This window comes from Paracoccus suum (genome assembly GCF_003324675.1).
In the GTDB taxonomy this organism is placed as follows: Bacteria; Pseudomonadota; Alphaproteobacteria; order Rhodobacterales; family Rhodobacteraceae; genus Paracoccus; species Paracoccus suum.
In genome coordinates this window covers 2,663,640-2,681,231 of the sequence record NZ_CP030918.1, presented here as the reverse complement: position 1 = coordinate 2,681,231, position 17,592 = coordinate 2,663,640, and the positions used below count along the sequence as shown (strand labels likewise).

Genomic DNA, 17,592 nt, shown 5'->3' with positions numbered 1-17,592 from the left:
CATGAAACTGCTCACCACGGCCGCGCCCACCTCCGAGGCATTCCGCGCCAACCGCGCAGCCCATCTGGAGATGCTGGAACTCGCGCGGCAGGCCGTGCTTGCAGCGGCGGCGGGCGGGGGCGAGGCGGCAATGGCGCGCCACACCTCGCGCGGCAAGATGCCCCCGCGTGAGCGGGTGGCGAACCTGCTGGACCCCGGCAGCCCTTTCCTCGAAATCGGCGCGAGCGCGGCCCATGACATGTATGACGGTGCTGCCCCGGGGGCGGGCCTGATCGCGGGCATCGGCCGCTGCATGGGCCAGGACGTGATGGTGATCGCCAACGATGCCACCGTGAAGGGTGGCACCTACTATCCGATGACCGTCAAGAAGCACCTGCGCGCGCAAGAGATCGCCGAGGCCTGCCATCTGCCTTGCGTCATGCTGGTCGATTCGGGCGGCGCGAACTTGCCAAATCAGGATGAGGTCTTTCCCGACCGCGACCATTTCGGCCGGATCTTCTACAATCAGGCGCAGATGTCGGCCAAGGGGATCGCCCAGATCGCCGTGGTCATGGGCTCGTGCACCGCAGGCGGGGCCTATGTGCCTGCGATGTCCGATGTGACGATCATCGTGCGCGACCAGGGCACCATCTTTCTGGCCGGCCCGCCGCTGGTCAAGGCCGCCACCGGCGAGGTCGTCAGCGCCGAGGATCTGGGCGGCGGCGACGTGCACACGCGCCTCTCGGGCGTTGCCGACTACCTGGCCGAGGATGACGCCCATGCCCTCGCGCTCGCCCGCCGCGCGGTTGCCAACCTGAACCGCCGCCTTCCTGAAACCGTCGTCTGGCAATCGCCCGAACCCCCGGCCTATGACCCCGAGGAGATTCTCGGCGTCGTGCCCGCCGACCTGCGCACCCCCTATGACATCCGCGAGGTCATCGCCCGCACCGTTGACGGCAGCCGCTTTGACGAGTTCAAGGCCCGCTTCGGCGAGACGCTGGTCACCGGATTTGCCCATATCGACGGCTGCCCGGTTGGCATCGTCGCCAACAACGGTGTCATCTTCAGCGAGGCCGCGCAGAAGGGCGCACACTTCATAGAGTTGTGCAGTCAGCGCCTCATCCCGTTGGTCTTCCTGCAGAATGTGACCGGCTTCATGGTCGGCCGGAAATACGAGAACGAGGGCATCGCCCGCCACGGCGCCAAGATGGTGACGGCGGTTGCGACCACCAGCGTGCCCAAGATCACCATGCTCGTTGGCGGCAGCTTCGGGGCGGGAAACTACGGTATGTCCGGCCGGGCCTATTCGCCCCGCTTCCTGTGGACCTGGCCGAACAGCCGCATCAGCGTCATGGGCGGCGAGCAGGCGGCGGGCGTTCTGGCCACCGTTCGCCGAGAGGGCATCGAGCGCAAGGGCGGGACATGGTCGGCCGAGGACGAGGCCGAGTTCAAGCGCCCCACGATCGAGATGTTCGAGCGCCAGTCCCACCCCCTCTACGCCACGGCGCGCCTGTGGGATGACGGGATCATCGATCCGCGCAAGACTCGCGAGGTGTTGGCCCTCTCACTGCGCGCCAGCCTCAATGCCCCGATCGAGCCGACGCGCTTTGGCCTGTTCAGGATGTGATGGTTCCATGACGCTTGCTCGCACCGATAACGCCGCGCCGAGGGGCCGCCCGTCCGCACAGCGGGCTTGGTGTGCAATGCGCCAGCGAGGCGAGCTGGTCCGTGACGTGTTTTACCTTGACGCCCCGCGGGCGTCGGCGCTGCCGCAAAGGACCGCCAGATGTTTCGCAAGATCCTGATCGCCAATCGCGGCGAGATTGCCTGCCGCGTGATCGACACTTGCCGCCGTCTCGGCGTTACGACGGTCGCCGTCTACTCTGACGCCGACCGCGCCGCGCGCCACGTCGCGATGGCGGACGAGGCGGTCCATATCGGCGGCCCGGCGCCCCGCGACAGCTATCTGCGCGGCGACGCGATCATCGCCGCCGCCAGGGAAACCGGTGCCGAGGCGATCCATCCCGGCTATGGCTTCCTGTCCGAGAACCCTGATTTCGTTGATGCGGTGGAGGCGGCCGGGCTGGTGTTCATCGGCCCCAACGCTCGCGCCATCCGGGCCATGGGCCTCAAGGACGCGGCCAAGACGCTGATGGCCGAGGCCGGCGTTCCCGTCGTGCCGGGCTATCAGGGTGCCAATCAGGATGCCGACCACCTGCAGCGGCAGGCTGACCAGATCGGCTATCCGGTCCTAATCAAGGCGGTCGCGGGCGGCGGCGGCAAGGGCATGCGTCTGGTCGAGCGCGCCCCGGATTTCGCCGCCGCCCTTGCCAGCGCGCAAGGCGAGGCCGCGACCGCCTTTGGCAACCCTGCTGTTCTGATCGAGAAATACATCCAGCAACCCCGCCATATCGAGGTGCAGGTATTCGGCGACGGCGTGCGCGCGGTGCATCTGTTCGAGCGGGATTGCTCGCTGCAGCGCCGCCATCAGAAGGTGATCGAGGAAGCCCCGGCCCCCGGGATGACGCCGGAGATGCGCAAGGCGATGGGCAAGGCCGCCACCCGCGCGGCCGAGGCGATCCGCTATTCCGGCGCCGGCACCATCGAATTCATCGTCGACGCCAGCGAGGGCCTGCATCCAGACCGCTTCTGGTTCATGGAGATGAATACCCGCCTGCAGGTCGAACATCCCGTGACCGAGGCCATCACTGGCGTCGATCTGGTCGAATGGCAGCTGCGCGTCGCAAGTGGAGAATTCCTGCCCAAGCGGCAGGACGAGTTGTCGATCACCGGCCATGCCTTCGAGGCGCGCCTCTATGCCGAGGACGTGCCAGCCGGCTTCCTGCCAGCTACGGGCCGTCTGGCGCATCTGGCCTTCCCGCAGAATGCACGAATCGAGACCGGTGTGCGGCAGGGCGACACGATCAGCCCCTGGTATGATCCTATGATCGCGAAGGTTGTCACCCATGGCGCCACCCGCGCCATAGCGCTGCGGGCGCTGGAAACCGCGCTCGTCGATACCGAGGTTGCCGGCACCACCACCAATGTCGATTTCTTGATCGCCCTGACCCGGCACGAGGGTTTTCGCCGCGGCGAAGTCGACACGGGCCTGATCGCCCGCGACATCGCCGAGCTGACCGACGCTGCCCAGCCGGATGCGCGCACCCGCGCCCTCGCCGTCATCGGCCTGGCCGGGCTCGACGACCCGGCCAAGGTCGGCGGCATGACCCTGTGGCAGCCGTTGCGGCGCACCATCGCCTGGGGCGATGCCGACAGCGGTGGCGAGGCCTTGCTGGAGGTGCTGGGACCCGGCCGTGCCCATGTTACCGTCGACGGCAGCACGCTCGACATCGCCTATACGGGCGGGCGTTGGTGGGTCGACGGCGGCCCGCGCCGCTCGCGCATCGTGCGCCATGATGCTGGGGTCAGCGTCTTCGGCGGGCGATCGCTGACCCTTGGCCTGCGCGACCCGCTCGCCCGGCAGGGCGCGGCAGGCGGGGGCGGGCTGACGCTCTCGCCCATGCCGGGTCTGGTGAAGGCGGTCTATGTCACCGCCGGGGACGAGGTGCATGCCGGCGACCGCCTCGCGGTTCTGGAGGCGATGAAGATGGAGCACACGCTGACCGCCGCCCGCGACGGCACGGTGGCCGAGGTGCTGGCCGCCGCCGGCGATCAGGTCGAGGCCGGGGCACCGCTCATCCGGCTGGAGGAGGATGCGCCATGATGGATGCCGCCGAAGAAATGCCGATCCTGTGGCATGTGCCGCTGTCGCGCTCGATGCGGGTTCTGTGGCTGCTGAACGAAATGGACATGCGGTTCGAACTGCGCGTGCTGGACATCACCAGCAAGGACATGCGCGGCGCGGATTATGCCGCGATCCATCCCGGCGGACGCGTGCCGGCAATGCGGATCGACGGCCACACGCTGCACGAATCCGGCGCGATCATCGAATATCTGTGCGAGACGCGTGCCCCGGATCTGTGGCGCGCGCCGGGCAGCCCTGGTCGGATTGGCTGGCTCGACTGGCTGCATTTTGCGGAGTCCATCGGCCAGCATATCGCCAGCCTGACGCAAAGCCACCTGATGCTGCGCGATCCAGCCACCCGCTCGCCCACCGTCATGCGGCTGGAAACGGCCCGCCTGGCGCGAATGCTGCGCCTGATCGAGGGCACGGTCGCGGGGCAAGACTGGCTGATGGAGGACGGCTTTTCGGGCGTCGACTGCGCCGTCGGCTGGTCGGTCTGGACCGCCGGGCGCTTTGTCCGGCTGGAGGGCTCGCTCGCGGACTATGCCTCCCGCTGCGCCGCGCGTCCGGCTTTTCAGGCGGCGCTGCCAGCGAAAGGCGAGCCGTGGCTCTACGCCCAGGAATTTTACGAGCTGCCAGATGTCTGACACCGGTTTCGTCGAAATCTTCGAGGTCGGCCCGCGCGACGGCCTTCAGAACGAGGCACGGCTGATTCCGGCCGTCGACAAGATCGCGCTGATCGACCTGCTCTCCACCAGCGGCCTGCGGCGGATCGAGGCCACCAGCTTTGTCAGCCCGAAATGGGTGCCGCAGATGGCCGACGCCGCCGAAGTCATGGCCGGCATCACCCGCAGGCCCGGCGTGGCCTATGCGGTCCTGACACCCAACATGCGGGGATACACCGCCGCCCGCGCGGCTGGCGCTGACGAGGTCGCGATCTTTGCTGCTGCGACCGAGGGGTTTTCTCGTGCCAACCTGAATGCCAGCACACAGGAGGTGCTGGCCCGCCTTGCGCCCGTGGCAACGGCAGCCCTTGGCGACGGTCTGCGTCTGCGCGGCTATGTCAGCGTCGTGACCGATTGCCCTTTCGACGGGCGAACGCCGCCAGCCAGCGTCGCGCGGGCGGTGGCGGCGCTGCTTGCGCTCGGTTGTCACGAGGTCAGCCTTGGCGAGACTCTGGGCCGGGGCACGCCCGAGGCGGTCGACGCGATGCTGGAGGCGGTCCTCAACGAGGCACCGCCGCAGGTTCTGGCTGGTCATTTTCATGACACCGGCGGCCGGGCGCTCGACAATGTGGACGTGGCACTGGCGCGTGGCATCCGTGTGTTCGACAGCGCCGTCGGCGGCCTTGGCGGTTGTCCCTATGCGCCCGGCGCGGCCGGCAATCTTGCGACGGAACGGCTAGCCACTCATCTGGCCGCGTCAGGCTGGGCGACTGGCCTCGATCAGGACATCATCGCCAGGGCTGCCACGATGGCGCAGACCCTGCGCGCGCCAGCCGCCTGAACTTCTCCGTCAGTAACAGCGGAAAGCATCGCACTGATAGCTGAAGCTGCGGCCCCGCGAATCGACCCCGTGGGTGAAGGTCCGGCTGCCGATCGTCTGGCTGGTCCATTCCCATTTCGACCCGTCCGCTGCCCGCCCGGTGGTCTTGGTCAGCTTCCCGGTCTTTTGCGAAGTCTGCGACCACGTCTCGCCGGTGTTGGCGTTGCGGCCCTTGGTCCGCGTGAACGGCCCCTGAATCTCGACGTCGCTGATGGTGCCATCGGCTTCGTGGCACCGGAACTTGGTGGGCGAGCCGCTGCATTGCTGTGCCCCCGCCGCTGCCGGCAGCACCAGTGCCGCCGCCGCAAGTATGATGAAGTGGCGCATCGCCTGTCCCTTCGGTTTTCCACGATGATAGCGCGTCCGGACCATCCGCGAAACCTTGCCGCGCGCCCCCTCGCGGACTAGTTAGCCGTCCATGCTGGACAACCGCGCCCCCCTGCCGACCGAAATCGCCCGCCGCCGGACCTTTGCGATCATCTCGCACCCGGACGCCGGCAAGACCACGCTGACCGAGAAGTTCCTGCTGTTCGGCGGCGCGATCCAGATGGCGGGGCAGGTCCGCGCCAAGGGCGAGGCGCGGCGCACGCGGTCCGACTTCATGAAGATGGAGCAGGAGCGCGGGATTTCAGTCAGTGCCTCGGCCATGTCGTTCGATTTCGGCGACTACCGCTTCAACCTGGTGGACACCCCCGGCCACAGCGACTTTTCCGAGGATACCTATCGCACGCTGACCGCCGTGGATGCGGCAATCATGGTGATCGACGGTGCGAAAGGGGTCGAATCCCAGACGCGCAAGCTGTTCGAGGTCTGCCGCCTGCGCGATCTGCCGATCCTGACCTTCTGCAACAAGATGGACCGCGAGAGCCGCGATACCTTCGAGATCATCGACGAGATCCAGGAAAACCTCGCTATCGACGTCGCGCCCGCAAGCTGGCCGATCGGCATGGGGCGCGAGTTCATCGGCGCCTATGACCTGCTGCACGACCGGCTGGAGATCATGGACCGCGCCGACCGCAACAAGGTCGCCGAGACGGTCCAGATCACCGGCCTCGACGACCCGAAGCTCGCCGACCACATTCCAGCCGCGCAGCTTGCGACCCTGCGCGAGGAGGTCGCAATGGCGCGCGAGTTGCTGCCTGCCTTCGACCGAAAATCCTTTCGGGAAGGGCATCTGACCCCGATCTGGTTCGGCAGCGCCATCAACAGCTTTGGCGTGCGCGAACTGATGACGGGCATGGGCGAGCATGGCCCCGAGCCGCAGCCCCAGAACGCAGCAGAGCGCGAGATCGCCCCCGAGGAGGCCTCGGTCACCGGCTTTGTCTTCAAGGTCCAGGCCAACATGGACCCCAAGCACCGCGATCGCGTGGCCTTTGTCCGCCTTGCCTCCGGCCATTTCGAGCGCGGGATGAAGCTGACCCATGTGCGCACGAAAAAGCCGATGGCGGTCAGCAATCCGGTGCTGTTCCTCGCCTCTGACCGCGCCCTCGCGGACGAGGCCTGGGCGGGCGACATCATCGGCATCCCGAACCACGGCCAGCTCCGCATCGGCGACGCGCTGACAGAGGGCGAGGCGCTGCGCTTTACCGGCATCCCCAGCTTTGCGCCCGAATTGCTGCAAACCGTGCGCGCGGGCGACCCGATGAAAGCCAAGCACCTGGAAAAGGCACTGATGCAATTCGCCGAAGAAGGCGCGGCCAAGGTGTTCAAGCCGATGCTCGGTTCCGGCTTTATCGTCGGCGTCGTCGGCGCGCTGCAGTTCGAGGTTTTGGCGAGCCGGATCGAGCAGGAGTACGGGCTGCCGGTGCGGTTCGAGGGCTCGCAATTCACCTCGGCCCGGTGGCTTTCGGGCGACAAGGATGCCATCGACCGGTTCGCACAGGTCAACAAGGGTCATATGGCGACCGATCATGACGGCGATCCGGTCTTTCTGACTCGGCTGCAATGGGACATCGACCGCGTGGTGCGCGACCATCCCGAGCTAAAGCTGACCGCGACCAAGGAAATGATGGTCTGACCTCCGGCCCGGCAGGGCGGCAGGCTCAGCGCGCGGGGCCGGTCCAAGCAGAGAAGGTCTCCGGATCGCACAGCACCGCCACCCGTTCGGCCGGGGTCAGCAGGGCAAGTGCTTCGGCCTGGCTGCCGGCGGCATCGATTTTGGCGCGCGCGGTCAACGCGTCCAGCCGTTCAGCCAAGGGTCGCTCGGGTAGGGCAACGGGCAGCAACGCGCGGTGACGCTCCGCGACGTCGGGCTCGGTCGCCATCCGCGCCATAAGATCGCCCTGGCCGATGCTGGCGGCCAGTTTGTGGCCCAAGGCGACGGCGGCGGTGATGATCGGCGGAATTTCACGCTCTTCCGGGGTGACGAGCAGGTTCTGGCGACGGGTCCAGCGGCCGAGGACCGGGCTGCCGGACCAGCGCGAGGTCAGGGGCGCCAGGATCAGTCCGGCGAGGATCGGCGACAGCCAGACCAGTTGGCCCGGCGCCAAACGCGCCAGGATGATGACCGTGGCGACGCCAATGGCGACATGCAGCCAGTGGTGGCGCAGCACGACCCCCCAGGGGGGCAGCTGCCCGGCGCGGACCTGCGCCTCCCATCCGCTATCGCGGCCGCGCAGGATCTCGCCAATCTGGCGGGTCTGGGTCAGCATCTGCACAGGCGCGATCAGGGTCGACAGAACGATCTCGAACAGCGCCGACATCAGCACCCGGCCACGGCCACCGGCGTTCTCGGCCAGTGGCCGGCGCCAGGCGCGGGCCACGGCGGCGAACTTGGGCAGCAGCAGAAACGACATCGCCGCGACGAACAGCCAGCGCAGCGGGACGGGATCGAACACGGGCCAGGCCGGGAACAGTTGGTACGTCGAAGGGAAATAGTCGGGCCGCGCCAGCAGCGCGTAGAGCGACGTGCCGAGCCCGACGAGGATCATGCCCAGCCAGATCGGCGACATCAGAAACCCGAGGATGCCGATGGTGAAATGCACCCGGCTGATGGCGCTGAAGCCCCGCGCGCCGATCACCTTGAGGTGCTGCAGGTTGCCCTGCGCCCAGCGCCGCTCGCGCACCGCCATGTCCAGCAGCGTCGGCGGCGTGCCCTCGAAGCTGCCGCGCAGGTCGTGGTCCAGCCGGACGGCCCAGCCGGCGCGCCGCATCAGCGCCGCCTCGACGAAATCGTGGCTGAGGACCGCGCCGCCCCATGGCGGCCGGCCTGGCAGCAGCGGCAGACCGCAACACTCGGCAAAGGCATGCACGCGGATGATGGCATTGTGGCCCCAGAAATTGCCGTCATCTCCTGACCAGGCGCTGATGCCGCGCGCGATGGCCGGGCCATAAACGCGGCCGGCGAACTGGACGACGCGGGCAAAGACCGACTGCCCGCCGACCAGCACCGGCATGGTCTGGATCAGCCCAACGTTGGGCTCGGCCGCCATGCGGTCCGACAGGGCGGCAATCGTCGCGCCGCTCATGATGCTGTCGGCGTCCAGGACGACCATCTGCTCGTAGCGACCGCCCCAGCGACGCACGAATTCGGCGACGTTGCCGGCCTTGCGCCCCTCCGGGCGGGTGCGGCGGCGGTACCAGACCGGCACCGGCGAGAGCGCGCGGAGCTGGGCGATGGCCTGCATCTCGGCCGCGATAGCATCGGGCTTGCGGCTGTCGGAGAGCACGAAAATCTCGGCCCGGCTGCCAAGGCCGTTGGCCTCGAGGTCCGCTGCCAGCGCCGCCAGCAGACCCGCCGAGCGGGCCGCATCCTCGTGGTAAAGCGGCATCAGGACGGCGACGCGGGCGTTGTTCTCCGCGCTCGTCTCCCGTGGCTGCGGCGGAAAGATGACTCCCGCCAGCATCGACGCGAACGACATCCCGATCCAGGCGAAGGTCAGCGTGAACAGGACCAGCAGGACGCCCTGGGCTAGCGTCGGGCCGCCGCCGAAGGCGTGCAGCATCTGCCAGAAGCCGACGCCGGCGATGATGGCGGTCAGGCCAAAGGTCACAACGCGCGCGCCGATGGTCGCGGTCGAGGCCGGGCGGCGGGCCGGCCCCTCCGGCACCTCGCCAAAGAACTCCTGTGCGGGCATCTCCAGCGGCGCCTCGGGGGGCGTCGGGGGCAGGGCTGTCAGCGCCAGCGGTGCGAGATCGCCCGGCGCCCCCGCTTCGGCGGCCCTTGCCACCTGCCTCGCCCCTGTCAGCCCTTGACCCATCGCGCCATCCACGTCTCTGTCAGCACCGTGCCGTCAGGCGCGCTGAGGCTGGCGCTGAGGTCGGCCAAGGGGGCATCGCCCGGCAGAAAGTCGAAGGCAAGCCGCAGCCGATCCTCTGCCGCCAGACGCTGCACGTAGTTATGGCCGATCTCGCCGACCGAGGTGGTGATGGTGATCCGTGGCTCAATTCCGATGAAGGGCGCCAGGTCGAAATCGAGGAAGTAGCTGCGCGCATTCGGGTTGTTCACCGACTTGCCCGAGCGGGTCGAATTCACCCGCGCCAGCGGCGCGAGGTCCGGCGGCAGTTTCGAGAATATCAGGTCATAGCCGAAATCATGCCGACGGCCGGGTTCCAGCGGCTCGCCCGGGCGCCAGAAGCTGACGATGTTGTCGTGAAACTCGTTCTCGACCGGGATCTCGACCAGTCCGACCGAACCCTTGCCCCAAGGCGAATGTGGCTCGAGCCAGGCCGAGGGACGGGTCTCGTAGCGCGCCTCGGCGTCCTGGTAGTCGTCAAAGCTGCGGGGCCGCTGGGCGAGACCAAAGCCTTCGGGGTTCTCGTCCTGGAAATCGGAAAGCTGCAGCGTGGGCGGCCCGGACAGGGCGCGCCACAACCGGCGGCCGCCGCCGGTGATCATCTGCAGGCCGTCGCTGTCATGGACTGCGCGGCGATAGTCGTCGATCCCGTCGCGGTCGGCATCGCTGAACCAGAACATCGATGTCAGCGGCGCGATCCCGGCGGCCGTAAGGCGCTTGCGCGGAAACAGGGCGACGCGGGTTGCGATCACCGTATCGGCGCCGGGGCGCATGATGAACTGGTAGGCGCCGGCGACCGAGGGGCTGTCGAGCAGCCCGTGGATGGTCAGCGCGCCATCTGCTACCCCCGGAGTGTGCAGCCAGAAGGCGCGAAACAGCGGAAACTCCTCGCCCTCGGGCAGGCCGGTGTTCAGCGCGAGCCCGCGCCCGGACAGACCGTATGTCGTGCCGCGTGCCACCGCGCGGAAGTAGCTGGCGCCCTGAAAGACGGCGAATTCGTCCAGCACGTCGGGACGGTTCAGCGTCGTGCGCAGGCGGAAGCCGGACCAACCCATCTTTCCGATATCGTCCAGATCGATGGGGTCGGGGAACAACTCGGCCTGGAAGTCCAGCGCGCGCGGGTCGAACGGCATCGGCCGCGCCTCGCCCTCGGGCGTGACGATGTTAATCTCGATCCGGTCGCGGTAGAGCAGGCCCGGCGGCAGCAGGTCGAGTCCGAAGCGGCTGTGATCCGCCCAAGGGTCGTGATCACGGCGAAAGCGGATGGCGCGAAACTGGTCGTAGCTGAGCTTGGCAAAAATGCCCGCGAGATCCACCTTGGGATCGACAAAGCTCTTGGCTGCGGTGGCTTCGGCGATGGCGACGACGTCGTCAAAACCGAATGGTCGGGGCGGTGAGACTGGCGCAGCCTTGGCCGGCTCGCCATCAGTGGTGGCGGCGATTTCCGCCGCGCCCTGGGCCAGGGCACTCGTTCCCAGCCAGAGTGCTCCGCCCGTGGCCGCCGCTGCCGTCAGAAACTCTCGCCGCTGCATGAGCCCGCCCCCGTTACGATCCGTCTGGGTGTCGCATCTGCCACAGGGCGCCACGCGGGGAAAGCCGCCCAGTGCTGCACCGGCGAAAGTCTGTAATTTTTTATATGCGCGGCCCGCGAGACCTGTCTTAGCCGAACGGTTGCATCGGCGCCGACGCCTATCGGCCCCCCGCGCGCTCGGACGCAGGCCTGACCCGCTTGAACACGCCGCTGGCGGTGGCGATCAGCGTGCCGTCGGCGTGGACCAGTTCCGAGGCGATGAATTGCAGGCTGCGCCCTCCGCCGGTGGCGCGGCCGGTGGCCGTGACTTCGCCGAAAAGGCCCGCGGCCAGGAAATCGACATTCAGTGAGACGGTCAAGAACGGTTGGCGACCCGTGGAATCCACCGTCAGGCTGGCCGTCGCGCCAGAGGCGCTGTCCAGCAGCATCGCCGCGATGCCGCCGTGCAGCACGCCATGGCGGTTGGTATGCTCTGGTCCAACCACCAGCCGGCAACGCGCGCGCCTATCGGGCTGGCCGATATCGAGGACATAGCCAACCAGCCGCTGGGTTCCGGTCTCGTCCAAGATCAGGCCGTTGCCTTCGTCTCCTGCGCTCATGATCGGCACCCTGGGCACCGGCCGTTCGCCATCCGCGCACCCATTCAGAAGATCTCGATCAGGCCGGCGGCGCCTTGGCCGCCGCCGACGCACATCGTGACGACCCCCCAGCGTGCCTTGCGCCGACGGCCCTCCAGCAGGATATGTCCCGCCATCCGTGCGCCGGTCATGCCGAAGGGGTGGCCGATGGCGATTGAGCCGCCGTTGACGTTCATTTTGGCCGGGTCGATCCCCAGCCGTTGCTGGCAGTAGAGGACCTGGCTCGCGAAAGCCTCGTTCAGCTCCCAAAGATCGATGTCGTCAACGGCAAGGCCGGCGCGCTCGAGGAGACGCGGGACGGCAAAGACCGGGCCGATGCCCATCTCGTCCGGCTCGCAGCCGGCAACGACAAAGCCGCGAAGGGCGCCGAGCGGAGCGATACCCTGGGCCGCCGCGCGATCGGCGCTCATGACCAGCAGCGCGGCGGCGCCGTCCGACAGCTGGCTGGCGTTGCCGGCGGTGATGAACTTGCCCTCGCCCCGGACCGGGGTCAGCGCCGCCAGACCCTCCAGTGTGGTGCCGGGTCGGTTGCACTCGTCGCGGTCGAGCGTGACCGTCCCGCTCCGGATCTCGCCGCTGGCCTTGTCGGTGACCGCTCGGGTGACCTCGAACGGGACGATCTCGTCGTCGAACAGTCCGCCCGCCTGTGCTGCGGCGATGCGCTGCTGAGAGAGCAGCGCGTATTCGTCCTGCGCCTCGCGGCTGATGCCATAGCGCTCGGCTACGATGTCGGCGGTGTCGATCATCGGCATGTAAAGGCTGGGGTAATTCGCCTCGATCCAGGCCTCGCGCGAATTGCGGGGCGGGGGCTGGACCAGGCTGATCGATTCGACGCCGCCTGCCAGCACCGCCTGCGCCCCCTCGACCTGGACCGCATGCGCGGCCATCGCCAGCGCCTGCAGGCCCGAGGCGCAGAAGCGGTTCACCGTCGTGCCGGCGATGCTGACCGGCAGGCCCGCGCGGACCACGATCTGGCGCGCGATGTTCCCGCCTGTGACATATTCCGGATAGCCGCAGCCCCAGAGCGAATCCTCGATAAGCGTCGGATCGATCCCGGCACGCTCGACCGCAATGCGCGCGACATGGCCGCCCATGGTGGCGCCGTGGGTCAAGTTCAGGCTGCCGCGGACGGCCTTGCCGATGCCGGTCCGGGCGGTCGAAACGATGACGGCGTCAGTCATGCGGTATCCTTTCGGTCAAGATCGGCAAAGCGCCCGCCGCTGTCGGCCAGCCGCGCCAGCAGCGGGGAGAGCTGCCAGAAATACGGATCGTCCTGGGCGTAGCTGCGAATATCCTGTGCGATCCGCTCGAGGCCATAGGCGTCGGCCCAGTGCATCGGGCCGCCCTTGTGGCGCGGAAAGCCGTAGCCGTGCAGCAGCACCGCGTCGATATCGCCCGGCCGCGCGGCGATGCCTTCGTCGAGGATCTTGGCCCCTTCGTTGACCATCGCGGCCATGTAGCGGGCGCGAATCTGGTCGGCATCAAGGCCGGGCTTCGGGGGACGTGAGGCGTCAATGATCGCCTCTGCCTCGGGGTCCGGGCGGCCGTTCGGCGCCTCGGCATCGTAACGGTAATAGCCGCCGCCTGATTTGCGCCCCAGCCGGCCGGCCTCGACCAGTCTGTCGGCAAAGATCGGCGGCCGCTCGCGTGGATCGCGGCTGGCGTCCAGCCGGCGGCGGTTGGCATAGCCGATGTCGAGGCCTGCCAGATCGCCGACCTGATAGGGACCCATGGCAAAGCCGAAGCCGGTGATGGCCCGGTCGACATCATAGGGCGAGGCGCCGTCCAGCACCGCGTGATCGGCGGCCGTGCGATAGGCCGAAAGCATGCGATTGCCGATAAAGCCGTCGCACACGCCCGAGCGCACGGCGATCTTGCCCATGCGCTTGGCCAGCGCAAAGGCGGTGGAGGTCACGTCCTCGGCGGTGGCGTCGGCGACGACAATTTCCAGCAGGCGCATGACATTGGCGGGCGAAAAGAAATGCAGGCCGATCACGTCCTGCGGCCGGCTGGTCGCGGCGGCGATGGCGTTCAGGTCGAGGTAGGAGGTGTTGGTCGCAAGGATCGCGCCGGGACGGCAGATGCGGTCCAGATCGGCAAAGACGGCGCGCTTGACGTCCATGGCCTCGAACACGGCCTCGATGACCAGATCGACTTCGGAGAGGGCGTCCAGTCCGGCGGCGGTGCGGAACTGCTCGGCCAGCATTCGCTCGCGCGCCGCGGCGGTCAGCTTGCCGCGCTTGACGGCGCCGTCCTGCATCGCGGCGATGCCCTTCGCGGCGCGGTCGGCGGCGGCCGGGTCACGTTCGATCAGAGTGACGTCGAGGCCGGCGCTGAGGGCCGAGGCGGCTATGCCCTGGCCCATGGTCCCGCCGCCGACGACGCCGATGCGCGCGACCGGGCGGGGTTTCGCATCGGTCGGCGGTCGGGCGGCGGCCCGCTCGGCGAAAAAGGCGTGGATCAGCGCGGCCCGTTCGGGCGAGGCCATCAGGTCGACGAAGGCCGCGCGCTCGAGTGCCATTCCCTCGGCCAGGGGCAGGGCCATGCCGCCGATGATGGTGTCAAAGGCGCGCAGGGGCGCCGGCTGGCCCTTGGCCGCCTTTTCAACCTTGGCCCGCAGCGCGGGCAGGGCGGGGACATCGATCGCGGGCGCCGGCAGGGCCGAGACGGGACGCGGCCCGCGCCCCTCGGCGATCCAGTGCCGCGCCTCGGCGATGCCCGCCGCGCAGGGGTCGCCACCCTCGGCGACGGTGTCGATCAAGCCCAGACCCAGAGCATCTTCCGCGGAGATCTGACGGCCCGAGGTGATCAGGTCGACCGCGGACTCAAGCCCTGTCAGCCGCGGCAAGCGTTGCGTGCCGCCCGCGCCGGGCAGCAGGCCCAAGGTGACCTCGGGCAACCCGAGGCGGGTGCCGGCAAGGGCGACGCGGCCATGTGCGCCAAGTGCAACCTCCAGCCCGCCCCCCAGGACCGTGCCGTGCAGCGCGGCGATTACCGGCCGCGACGCGGCCTCGATCAGGCCGATGACTTCGGGCAACAGCGGCGGCTGCGGCGGCTTGCCGAACTCCGATATGTCGGCCCCGGCGATGAAGGTCCGGCCGGCGCAGCACAGCACCGCGGCCTGCGCGTCATCCGCTGCAAAGCGCTCCATCGCAGTCACCAGCCCCTGCCGCACCGCCGCCGACAGCGCATTTACCGGCGGCGAGTCGACGGTGATGACGGCGATCTCGCCATTGCGGGCATAGCTAACGGCGTCGGTCATGCGTCAAGCTCCAGCACTGGGCCGGCGCGGCGGCCGGTCGGGGGGGTTCGGGGCGGCATCCTGCGCAGCGCGCCCGCAGGACGCAACGTCGCCTGCGGCAAGTGCCGCTGCAAGATGGCAGAGGCGTTAGGCAGCCAATGCCGACCAACGGGCGTCAGTTCACCGGGGTCAACAGCGGCCTGCCGGCAAAGAAAGCGTCCAAGTTGTCAACGGTCAACTGGGCCATGCGCGCCCGTGTTTCCTCAGTCCCGCTGGCGTGGTGCGGGCTGAGGGTGACGTTCGGCAGCGCGACCAGCGCCGGGTCCGGCTTTGGCTCGCTGAGATAAACGTCCAGCCCCGCCGACCCGAGGCGCCCGTCCTGCAACGCCGCGATCATTGCCGCCTCGTCCACCACCGACCCGCGGGCGATGTTGACCAGCATCCCTTGCGGGCCCAGCGCCTCGATCACTTGGGCCGAGACGAGCCCCTCGGTCCCGGCACCGCCGGGCGTCGCGACCAGCAGCACGTCCGCCCATTCGGCGAGGGCGACGGGATCGGCAAAATACTTATACCCGACGTCGGGCTTGGGATTGCGGCCGCAATAACCGACCGTCATGCCCAGCGCCTCGGCGCGGCGGGCGATCGCCATGCCGATATTGCCGAGCCCGAGGATCCCCGCCCGCTTGCCCGCGCTGGAGGTTGTCAGGGGGAACATCCCCTTCTGGCCCCAGCCGCCCGTGCGGACATAGGCATCGCCTTCGATCAGGCGGCGGCGCGAGGCCAGCATCAGCAGGATCGCCATGTCGGCGACGTCATCGCGCAGCGCCTCGGAAGTGTTGGTCAGGGTGATCCCGCGCCGCGTCAACTCGTCCAGGTCGATCTGGTCAAACCCGGCCGACGAGCAGGAGGCCATTTTCAACGCCGGCAGCCTGTCCAGCAGGGCGCCATCCAGCCTGAAATTGCCGTTGACCACCATGGCCGAGCAGACCGGCCCTGCCGCGGCCAGCACCGCCTCGCGCTCCGCGGGCGAAGCCGCCTGGTCCAGCCGGTGCAACTCATAAAGCTGTGCCAACATGTCCAGTTGCTGCGGGCGCAAAGGGACGGCGACGAGGACATGCGGTTTCATGGGTCTTCCTGCAGTTAGACATGGGCATGGCGCCCGGAACCTCTGTTCGTGACCGGGCCCCACGGGCGCCGAGTATCAACACGGCAACCCAGATGAGCTGGCGCGCACCCCGGGCAGCTTCCGGCACTACGAGAGATCATGTCGGCCATCCTCGGCGGAGGGTCAATGAGGCCCGCCACTCGCATCATCTGGAAGCCGAAGCAGATCAATGGGTTCGCCAGCGAATTTCGCCGATTGCGCCGGACACGGTTGCGCAGGATTTACACGCCAGCGAGTAAAGAGGGGCGGACCAGCGGGCAGATTGCTGGCGGGCAAGGGCAGGGCAGGGCGATGGACACGGAAACCGGAGCGGAAAAAGGCACGCCGGGCGAAGTCTTTGCGACCTTCCTCAAGCTCGGACTGACCTCGTTCGGCGGGCCGATCGCGCATCTCGGCTATTTCCGCGACGAGATCGTCACCCGCCGCCGCTGGCTCAGCGATCATGCCTATGTGGATCTGGTCACGCTCTGCCAGTTCCTGCCCGGACCGGCGTCCAGCCAGGTCGGCTTCGCCCTCGGGATGATGCGCGCGGGCTGGCTGGGGGCTCTCGCGGCATTCACAGCATTCACGCTGCCCTCGGCCCTGGCGCTGCTGCTGTTCGCGATGACTGCGGCGTCCTTCACGGGACCCATCGGTGCGGGAGCCCTTGAGGGGCTCAAGATCGTCGCCGTGGCGATTGTCGCCCAGGCCGTCCTCGGCATGGCGCGAACCCTGTGCCCGGACCGCGAGCGCGCCGCCATCGCAGCGGGTGCTGTGGTTGTTCTGGCCTTCGCGCCCGGACCTTTGGGGATGGTCTGCGCAATTCTGCTCGGTGCGCTCGCGGGGCTGACGCTGGGGCGTGGCGAGGCGGCCCCTGTGGGGGGCCATGTGACGATGCCGGTATCGCGCGGGCAGGGGCTTGCCGCGCTCCTCGCCTTTTTCGCTTTACTGACCCTGCTGCCGCTGGTGGCCGACAAGGCGCCGGCGCTCGACCTGATCGACAGCTTTTACCGCGCCGGCGCCCTGGTGTTTGGCGGCGGGCATGTGGTGCTGCCCTTGCTGCAGGCCGAGGTGGTGCAGCCGGGCTGGGTTACGCCGGGCCAGTTCCTCGCCGGCTACGGCGCGGCGCAGGCGGTGCCCGGGCCGCTGTTCACCTTCGCGGCTTATCTCGGCTCGGTCCGCGGCCCCGCGCCGAACGGGGTGGTGGGCGGTGCACTTGCATTGGCCGCGGTCTTCCTACCTGGCTTTCTGATCCTGATCGGCGTTCTGCCCTTCTGGGACCGGTTCAGGGCGATGACCCCGGCGCGGTCCCTGATGCAGGGCGCGAACGCCGCCGTCGTCGGCATCCTCGGTGCCGCACTTTACACGCCGGTCTTTACCAGCGCCATCGGCGGGATGCGCGACTTCGCGCTCGCACTCGTCTGCTTTGTGCTGCTCGTCGCATGGAAGCTGGCGCCTTGGGCGGTTGTCGTCATTGCTGCGCTTGGCGGGATCGGTCTGGCGCTTACTGGCTAGCCGGGTATCCCGAGCCCAA

General features: G+C 68.4%; 13 protein-coding genes. 6 read left to right on the top strand and 7 right to left on the bottom strand.

Annotated features, from left to right (window positions below; translation table 11 throughout):
- Position 1: 1 nt before the first annotated feature.
- The 4 genes from DRW48_RS13095 to DRW48_RS13080 all read left to right on the top strand — a co-directional run bounded on the left by DRW48_RS13095 (position 2) and on the right by DRW48_RS13080 (position 5,230).
- Positions 2-1,606 carry a carboxyl transferase domain-containing protein gene (locus tag DRW48_RS13095; protein ID WP_114076807.1) on the top strand — a complete coding sequence of 535 codons (1,605 nt, stop codon included), beginning with the start codon at positions 2-4 and terminating at the stop codon, positions 1,604-1,606.
- Positions 1,607-1,765: 159 nt separating this feature from the next.
- Positions 1,766-3,703 carry an acetyl-CoA carboxylase biotin carboxylase subunit gene (locus tag DRW48_RS13090; RefSeq protein ID WP_114076806.1) on the top strand — a complete coding sequence of 646 codons (1,938 nt, stop codon included), beginning with the start codon at positions 1,766-1,768 and terminating at the stop codon, positions 3,701-3,703.
- Complete coding sequence (locus DRW48_RS13085) at positions 3,700-4,371, top strand: glutathione S-transferase family protein (RefSeq protein WP_241963275.1); 672 nt, start codon at positions 3,700-3,702, stop codon at positions 4,369-4,371. The genes DRW48_RS13090 and DRW48_RS13085 overlap by 4 nt, the downstream gene beginning before the upstream one ends.
- Positions 4,364-5,230 (top strand): hydroxymethylglutaryl-CoA lyase, encoded by an 867-nt coding sequence (locus DRW48_RS13080; RefSeq protein ID WP_114076805.1) that lies wholly within the window; start codon positions 4,364-4,366, stop codon positions 5,228-5,230. The genes DRW48_RS13085 and DRW48_RS13080 overlap by 8 nt, the downstream gene beginning before the upstream one ends.
- Before the next feature lie 9 nt (positions 5,231-5,239).
- Here the strand turns inward: DRW48_RS13080 and DRW48_RS13075 are convergent, their stop codons facing one another.
- Positions 5,240-5,596, bottom strand: a complete 357-nt coding sequence (locus DRW48_RS13075; protein WP_114076804.1) for a hypothetical protein — start codon at positions 5,594-5,596, stop codon at positions 5,240-5,242.
- Between the two features lie 91 nt (positions 5,597-5,687).
- Between DRW48_RS13075 and DRW48_RS13070 the strand changes: the two genes are divergently transcribed.
- Positions 5,688-7,286 carry a peptide chain release factor 3 gene (locus DRW48_RS13070; protein WP_114076803.1) on the top strand — a complete coding sequence of 533 codons (1,599 nt, stop codon included), beginning with the start codon at positions 5,688-5,690 and terminating at the stop codon, positions 7,284-7,286.
- 25 nt (positions 7,287-7,311) lie between these two features.
- Here the strand turns inward: DRW48_RS13070 and mdoH are convergent, their stop codons facing one another.
- From mdoH to DRW48_RS13040, 6 genes are all read right to left on the bottom strand, one after another.
- Positions 7,312-9,438 carry a glucans biosynthesis glucosyltransferase MdoH gene (gene mdoH, locus DRW48_RS13065; RefSeq protein WP_241963274.1) on the bottom strand — a complete coding sequence of 709 codons (2,127 nt, stop codon included), beginning with the start codon at positions 9,436-9,438 and terminating at the stop codon, positions 7,312-7,314.
- 14 nt (positions 9,439-9,452) lie between these two features.
- Positions 9,453-11,036 (bottom strand): OpgD/OpgG family glucan biosynthesis protein, encoded by a 1,584-nt coding sequence (locus DRW48_RS13060; RefSeq protein ID WP_114076802.1) that lies wholly within the window; start codon positions 11,034-11,036, stop codon positions 9,453-9,455.
- Between the two features lie 157 nt (positions 11,037-11,193).
- Positions 11,194-11,634, bottom strand: coding sequence for a PaaI family thioesterase (locus tag DRW48_RS13055; protein ID WP_114076801.1), 441 nt, complete (start codon positions 11,632-11,634; stop codon positions 11,194-11,196).
- Between the two features lie 44 nt (positions 11,635-11,678).
- The gene (locus tag DRW48_RS13050) at positions 11,679-12,854 is read right to left on the bottom strand and encodes an acetyl-CoA C-acyltransferase (protein WP_114076800.1); all 1,176 of its coding nucleotides are present in this window, start codon (positions 12,852-12,854) and stop codon (positions 11,679-11,681) included.
- Positions 12,851-14,935: a 3-hydroxyacyl-CoA dehydrogenase NAD-binding domain-containing protein gene (locus tag DRW48_RS13045; protein ID WP_114076799.1), complete on the bottom strand. Its 2,085-nt coding sequence runs from the start codon at positions 14,933-14,935 to the stop codon at positions 12,851-12,853. The genes DRW48_RS13050 and DRW48_RS13045 overlap by 4 nt, the downstream gene beginning before the upstream one ends.
- Positions 14,936-15,089: 154 nt before the next feature.
- Positions 15,090-16,040, bottom strand: a complete 951-nt coding sequence (locus tag DRW48_RS13040; RefSeq protein ID WP_114076798.1) for a 2-hydroxyacid dehydrogenase — start codon at positions 16,038-16,040, stop codon at positions 15,090-15,092.
- A 330-nt stretch (positions 16,041-16,370) separates the two neighbouring features.
- Between DRW48_RS13040 and chrA the strand changes: the two genes are divergently transcribed.
- Entirely contained in the window at positions 16,371-17,573 is a 1,203-nt protein-coding gene (gene chrA, locus DRW48_RS13035) for a chromate efflux transporter (RefSeq protein ID WP_114076797.1), read from the top strand.
- The last annotated feature ends 19 nt before the right edge of the window (positions 17,574-17,592 follow it).